This is a genomic window from Mesorhizobium sp. M2C.T.Ca.TU.002.02.1.1 (assembly GCF_003997225.1).
The window spans coordinates 1-6362 of sequence record NZ_RZTO01000319.1 but is presented as its reverse complement, the minus strand read 5'-3'; the positions used below and the strand labels follow the sequence as shown (position 1 = coordinate 6362).

9 protein-coding genes are annotated in these 6362 nt (G+C 63.6%); 3 read left to right on the top strand and 6 right to left on the bottom strand.

The genetic code is table 11. The features are described from left to right. Positions 1 to 399 precede the first annotated feature (399 nt). Together EOD07_RS17890 and EOD07_RS17885 are read left to right on the top strand one after the other, a co-directional pair. On the top strand, positions 400 to 861 hold the full coding sequence (locus EOD07_RS17890; protein WP_040989670.1) for a MaoC family dehydratase: 462 nt from the start codon (positions 400 to 402) through the stop codon (positions 859 to 861). Beyond that, on the top strand, positions 858 to 1328 hold the full coding sequence (locus EOD07_RS17885) for a MaoC family dehydratase (RefSeq protein WP_073986146.1): 471 nt from the start codon (positions 858 to 860) through the stop codon (positions 1326 to 1328). The genes EOD07_RS17890 and EOD07_RS17885 overlap by 4 nt, the downstream gene beginning before the upstream one ends. 162 nt (positions 1329 to 1490) lie before the next feature. On the opposite strand, the gene EOD07_RS17875 is transcribed toward EOD07_RS17885, so the two are convergent. The 4 genes from EOD07_RS17875 to petA all read right to left on the bottom strand — a co-directional run bounded on the left by EOD07_RS17875 (position 1491) and on the right by petA (position 4887). After that, positions 1491 to 2036, bottom strand: coding sequence for an adenine phosphoribosyltransferase (locus tag EOD07_RS17875; protein WP_127236412.1), 546 nt, complete (start codon positions 2034 to 2036; stop codon positions 1491 to 1493). A gap of 96 nt (positions 2037 to 2132) precedes the next feature. Further along, positions 2133 to 2987 carry a cytochrome c1 gene (locus EOD07_RS17870; protein ID WP_073986148.1) on the bottom strand — a complete coding sequence of 285 codons (855 nt, stop codon included), beginning with the start codon at positions 2985 to 2987 and terminating at the stop codon, positions 2133 to 2135. Positions 2988 to 3008: 21 nt separating this feature from the next. Beyond that, positions 3009 to 4310, bottom strand: coding sequence for a cytochrome b N-terminal domain-containing protein (locus EOD07_RS17865; RefSeq protein WP_040989684.1), 1302 nt, complete (start codon positions 4308 to 4310; stop codon positions 3009 to 3011). Between the two features lie 16 nt (positions 4311 to 4326). Beyond that, positions 4327 to 4887 (bottom strand): ubiquinol-cytochrome c reductase iron-sulfur subunit, encoded by a 561-nt coding sequence (gene petA, locus EOD07_RS17860; RefSeq protein ID WP_040989687.1) that lies wholly within the window; start codon positions 4885 to 4887, stop codon positions 4327 to 4329. Between the two features lie 311 nt (positions 4888 to 5198). Here petA and EOD07_RS17855 point away from each other — a divergent pair, with 311 nt between their 5' ends. Next, positions 5199 to 5543 (top strand): cupin domain-containing protein, encoded by a 345-nt coding sequence (locus tag EOD07_RS17855; RefSeq protein ID WP_127236414.1) that lies wholly within the window; start codon positions 5199 to 5201, stop codon positions 5541 to 5543. Between the two features lie 107 nt (positions 5544 to 5650). Here EOD07_RS17855 and EOD07_RS17850 read toward each other — a convergent pair whose 3' ends face one another. After that, on the bottom strand, positions 5651 to 5962 hold the full coding sequence (locus tag EOD07_RS17850; RefSeq protein WP_040989693.1) for a DUF6665 family protein: 312 nt from the start codon (positions 5960 to 5962) through the stop codon (positions 5651 to 5653). A 9-nt stretch (positions 5963 to 5971) separates the two neighbouring features. Further along, positions 5972 to 6362 (bottom strand): ATP-binding cassette domain-containing protein (locus tag EOD07_RS17845; protein ID WP_127236411.1); only part of this gene is annotated, 391 nt, incomplete at its 5' end.

Below are 6362 nucleotides of genomic sequence, written 5' to 3'. Positions count from 1 at the left end.
AAGCATGTCTCCCGAAAGTGGGAACCGGTTTCGGGATAAAGACATGCGTAACTCAAAAACCTAAAGCGCATGGAGCGAATCTGAAAGGTCGCGACGCGCTTTAAGCAATTCCAGGAAAGCGCGCAGCGGTTTTCCGTCCGGAATTGCGGGAAACAAAAGACGGTACAGTTTGCGGCGCTGCCGGATTGAGAGACGGCTGGCTTACCAGAAAGGGCTTGACCAAATCGTCCCGGGCCTGCATCCGGGTTGCCCGATCTTGCAGCATGATCCCGAACCGAGGACCGCGTCAGCGAAAAGTGGGAACCGGTTTTCGGAGATCATGCGCCAACAAGGAAGTTCGATCGTAGTGGCGATTCGACGAAACGCCACCACGATCTAAGGATTAACCGGATTGCCGACATGACCGGAAAGACCTGGGCTTATGAGGATTTCGTCGAGGGCGCCTCGCTGGACATCGGCAGCAAGACCGTAAGCGCGGCCGAGATCATCGAATTCGCCTCGGAATTCGATGCCCAGCCGATGCACCTCGACGAGGAAGCCGGCAAGGCCAGCATCCTCGGCGGGCTTTCGGCTTCAGGCTGGCACACCTGCGCGATGTTCATGCGCATGCTGTGCGACGCCTTCCTGCTCGATTCGACCTCTCAAGGATCGCCGGGCATCGAGCATGTGAAATGGAAGAAGCCGGTGCTGGCCGGCGATACCCTGCGGGGCACGGTCACGATCCTGTCCAAGCGCCAGTCCAAATCGCGGCCCCAGCTCGGCTTGATCACGATGCGCAGCGAACTGGTCAACCAGCGCGGCGAGAGTGTCTTCGAGCTGGAGAATACCGGCATGTTCCTGACCCGTGAGGCCGCGGCATGACTCTCGACGAGTACTTCCTGATCGGCGAAACGGTCACGCTCGGCTCGCACAAATTCGGGGCCGAGGAGATCAAGGCGTTCGCCAGGAAATACGACCCGCAGATCTTCCATGTCGACGAAGAGGCGGCAAGGAAGAGCGTGCTCGGCGGGCTCTGCGCCTCGGGCTGGCACACCGCCGCGACCTGGATGAAATACAATCTCGAAAAGCGCATGGAGACCGAGGGCGTGCGTTGGACCGGCCCCGGCCCGCAGCCCGAATTCGGCCCCTCGCCCGGCTTCCGCAATTTGAAATGGCTGAAGCCGGTCTATGCCGGCGAGACGGTGACCTTCACGCGCACCGCGCTGGCGCACCGCCCGCTCGCCGGGCGCCCGGGCTGGAACCTGCTCACACTGCGCTCCGAGGGGTTCGATTCGACCGGCGACAAGGTGATCGAGTTCGACAGCGCCGTGCTAGTGAAGGTGGGGTAGCATCTCTTCCTTCTCCCCTTGTGGGAGAAGGTGGATCGGCGCGCAGCGCCGAGACGGATGAGGGCTGTTCCAGCGGAGTGAGACACTGGCTTTCCCTGGAGCACCCCTCATCCGTCGCCTTCGGCGACACCTTCTCCCACAAGGGGAGAAGGAAGAGGCGCCTCAATGCCCCTCATACCCGATCAGCGTCCTGACCGGCACGCCGAGCGCTTCCAGCTTCCGGCGGCCGCCGAGGTCTGGCAGGTCGATGACGAAGCAGGCGGCGACGATGTCGGCGCCGATCTGCCTGAGCAGCTTCACCGCCGCTTCCGCCGTTCCGCCGGTGGCGATCAGGTCGTCGACCACGATCACCTTCTCGCCGGGCGAGACGCCGTCCTTGTGCATTTCCATCTCGTCCAGCCCGTATTCGAGGCTGTAGGCCACGCGCACCGTCTCGTAAGGCAGCTTGCCCTTCTTGCGGATCGGCACGAAGCCGGCCGACAACTGGTGCGCCACGGCGCCGCCGAGGATGAAGCCGCGCGCCTCGATGCCGGCGATCTTGTCGATTTTCAGCCCGGCATAGGGATGCACCAGTTCATCGATGGCGCGCCGAAAGGCGCGCGCGTCGCCAAGCAGCGTGGTGATGTCGCGAAACAGGATGCCGGGCTTCGGATAGTCCGGAATGGTGCGGATGGCCGCAAGCAGCGTGTCTTCGAGGGAGGATTTCATAAGCGGTTGATCCGTTGCCGCACAGTTTTGCCGGCAAGCGGCCGAAAAGAAAAGGGCACCTTTCGGCGCCCTTGCATTTTTTGGAAGCCGGCCGGCTCAGTGCGCCACGTCGGCCCACACCCTGCGCTTGGTCATGTAGACCAGCGCGCCGAAGAGCAGCAGGAAGACCATGACGCGGAAGCCGGTCTTCTTGCGGTCCTCGAGATGCGGCTCGGCGGCGAACATCAGGAAGGCCGAGACGTCGCGGGCATACTGGTCGACCGTCTGCGGCGAGCCGTCGTCATAGGTCACCTGGCCGTCGGAGAGCGGCTTCGGCATCTTCAGCGACACGCCGGACAGGAAATACGGATTGTAGTGCGTACCTTCCGGGATCACCATGCCGGCCGGCGGCGTCTGGTCGTAGCCGGTGAGCAGCGAGTGGATGTAGTCCGGGCCGCCCTGCGCGTACTGGGTGAAGATATCGAAGATGAAGCGCGGGAAGCCGCGCTCGACGCCGCGCGCCTTGGCGAGCAGCGACATGTCCGGCGGAGCGGCGCCGCCATTGGCGGAGGCCGCGGCCTGCTCGTTCGGGAACGGCGCCGGGAAGTGATCCGACGGCTTGCCAGGGCGATCGAACATGTCGCCGGCGTCGTTAGGGCCGTCATGGATGGTGTATTCGGCGGCCAGCGTCTTGATCTGCGCGTCCGAATAGCCGAGCCCTTCCAGCGTCCGGAAGGCCACCAGGTTCATCGAGTGGCAGGCCGAGCAGACTTCCTTGTAGACCTTGAGGCCGCGCTGCAGCTGCGCCTTGTCATAGGTGCCGAACGGGCCGGCGAAGCTCCAGCTCATTTCCTTCGGCTCGTTGATCGGGAAATGCGTCGGCGCGGCCGGGTTCTGCTCTTCCGCGGCGATGGCCGCGGTGCCCGCGACCACCAGGCCGAGCAGCGCCAGCGAGGTGAGAATCTTCTTCATACCCAAAATCCCCTCAGATCCTCAGCCTTTGGTTTCCGGCGCGGCGGTCGCGCCTGCCGGATGTCCGCTGCCGCCCTTGTTCTTTTCCAGCACCGCCTCGGTGATCGAGTTCGGCAGCCTGCGCGGCGTCTCGATCAGGCCGAGCACCGGCATGATGACCAGGAAGAAGGCGAAGTAGAACAAAGTCGCCATCTGCGCCATGAACACGTAAGAGCCTTCCGCCGGCTGCGAGCCCAGCCATCCGAGCAGGATGGCGTCGGCGACGAACAGCCAGAAGAACAGCTTGTACCACGGGCGGTAGACCGCCGAGCGCACCTTGGAGGTGTCGAGCCACGGCACCAGGAACAGCATGGCGATGGCGCCGAACATGCACAGCACGCCGCCGAGCTTGGAATTGATCGGGCCGATGTTGAAGGTGATGGCGCGCAGGATCGCGTAGAACGGCAGGAAGTACCATTCCGGAACGATATGGGCCGGCGTCTTCAGCGGGTTGGCGACCGTGTAGTTGTCCGGGTGGCCGAGATAGTTCGGCAGGTAGAAGACGAAATAGGCGAAGAAGAACAGGAACACGATCATGCCGAACGCGTCCTTGATGGTCGCATAGGGCGTGAAAGCGACGGTGTCGGTCTTCGACTTCACCTCAATGCCGGTCGGGTTCGACTGGCCCACGACATGCAGCGCCCAGATATGCAGCACCACGACGCCGGCGATCATGAACGGCAGCAGGTAATGCAGCGCGAAGAAGCGGTTCAGCGTCGGGTTGTCGACGGCGAAACCGCCGAGCAGCAGTTCCTGGATCCAGTTGCCGACCAGCGGGATGGCGCTGAAGAAGCCGGTGATGACGGTGGCGCCCCAGAAGCTCATCTGGCCCCAAGGCAGCACATAGCCCATGAAGCCGGTGGCCATCATCAGGAGGTAGATGATGCAGCCGAGGATCCACAGGAGCTCTCGCGGCGCCTTGTAGGAGCCGTAGAACAGGCCGCGGAAGATGTGGATGTAGACGGCGACGAAGAAGAACGAGGCGCCGTTGGAATGGAGATAGCGCAACAGCCACCCCGAATTCACGTCGCGCATGATCTTCTCGACCGAATCGAAGGCGAGATTGGTGTCGGACGTGTAATGCATCGCCAGCACGATGCCGGTCAGGATCTGCGCGACCAGCATGATCGAAAGGATGCCGCCGAACGTCCACATATAGTTGAGGTTGCGCGGCACCGGGTAGGCGACGAAGCTGTCATAGATCAGCCGCGGCAGCGGCATCCGGGCGTCGAACCAGCGCTCGATACCGGTCTTGGGCGTATAGGTCGAGTGTCCCTCGCTCATCGAAATATCCCCTGCCTCAACCGATAAGGATCTTGGTATCGGAAATGAACTTGAATACCGGGATCGCCATGTTCTCCGGCGCCGGGCCTTTGCGGATGCGGCCGGCGGTGTCGTATTGCGAACCATGGCACGGGCAGAACCAGCCGCCGAAATCGCCTTCCTGGCCGAGCGGGATGCAGCCGAGATGGGTGCAGACCTGGACCATGACCATCCAGGCTTCCTTGCCGGGTGTGGTACGGTTGGCATCGGTCGCCGGCGCATCCGACGGCAGGTTGGCGTTGCGCGCGATCGGGTCCTTGAGATCGGCGAGGTTGACGGCTTCGCCGTCCTTCATTTCCTTTTCGGTGCGGTTGCGCACCACCACCGGCTTGCCGCGCCATTTGACGATCAGCGAGCTGCCGGGCTGCAGCGAGGAGACATCGACCTCGACCGAAGCCAGCGCCAGCGTCGAGGCATCTGGCTGCATCTGGTCGATGAACGGCCACGCCACGGCCCCTGCGCCGACGACGGCGGCCATGCCGGTGGCTACATAGAGAAAATCGCGACGGTTGGGATCGTGGATTTCGGTTGCGCTCACGGGTGCCTGATCCTTTCGCCTCTTCCTAACCGGAGGCCGAGCCTTGTCCCCGCTCAATCGCACCTGCCCGACAGCGCATGGCGAACAGGCTAGCGAATTCCTCCGGCATTTGGATTTCGGTTTATGCGGGCAGCCCGTTTTTGTCCAGCGGGGTGAGGCCACAAGGGCAGATTGTCGCGGGGATGCGCGGCGACCCTGGCCGGCGCGTCCGTGCTAGGCCGCCGGACAGGGCGGAACAGCGGGAAATCCGGGCCGAAATCGGGCCGGTGTTTGCCTCGACATCGGCTCCTGGCCCGGTCTATTCTCCCGCCATGGCGCATGTCATCGAACGCGACAGCTGGGCCGACGCCCCCGACCGCTGGAAAGGCGAGCTGCAATGCGGCCAATTCGGCGCCAATTCCTGCCTGATCTTCAACCATCAGCCGACGGTCGGCGGCGGTCCGCGCCTGCACAAGCACCCCTATGCGGAAATCTTCGTCATCCGCTCCGGCACCGGCCTGTTCACGATCGGCGACCGGGAGATCAAGGCCACCGCCGGCCAGATCCTGATCGTGCCGCCCGACACGCCGCACAAATTCATCAATCTCGGCCCGGGCCCGCTCGAAAGCACCGACATCCACGAGAACGGCCACTTCATCACCGAATGGCTGGAATAGCGGTCTTTGGAGCGTTTCCCCGTTTCATGGAAACGGCGAACCGCCCTATCCCTTTGTTTTTACGCAATTCCGGACGGAAAACCGCTCGCACTTTTCCTGGAATTGCTCTAGCTGGCGCCCAGCCTGACCAGCACCGCCCGTGGGATGTCGTACTCTCGGATCACGGCATCGTGCTTGCGCAGACCGCAGAGCTCGCGCTGGATGAAATAGGCGTGGACGGCCGCGGCCGCTTCCTTGAGCAGCCGGTTGCGATGCTCGCCCTCGCCGCCCTCGCGCAATCTGGCAAGGGTTTCCTCCACGCGTTGTCCGGCGCGGCCGAGCGCGGCGGCCTTTTCGGCGAGGATTTCGTGGCCGAGCAGGTCGAGCGCGCTTTCCTGCGCGCCTGAGCGTCCGAAATTGGTGGGCATGCGTACCGACATGGCGCCGTTCTACTCCGCCGGCCGCGTCTCTTCCAGCGCGCTTTCCTCGTTGAACAGGAAGCCGCCGGACTGCCGTTTCCAGAGCCGCGCATAGAGCCCGTCGAGCGCCACCAGCTCGTCATGCGTGCCCTGTTCGACGATCCGGCCGCCGTCCAGCACCACCAGCCGGTCGAGCGCCGCGATCGTCGACAGCCGGTGCGCGATGGCGATCACCGTCTTGTTCTCCATCAGCCGGGTCAGGTTCTCCTGGATCGCCGCCTCGATGTCCGAATCGAGCGCCGAGGTCGCCTCGTCGAGGATGAGGATCGGCGCATCCTTGAGGAAGACGCGCGCGATCGCCACGCGCTGCCGCTGGCCGCCGGAGAGCTTCACGCCGCGCTCGCCGACATAGGCCTCGTAG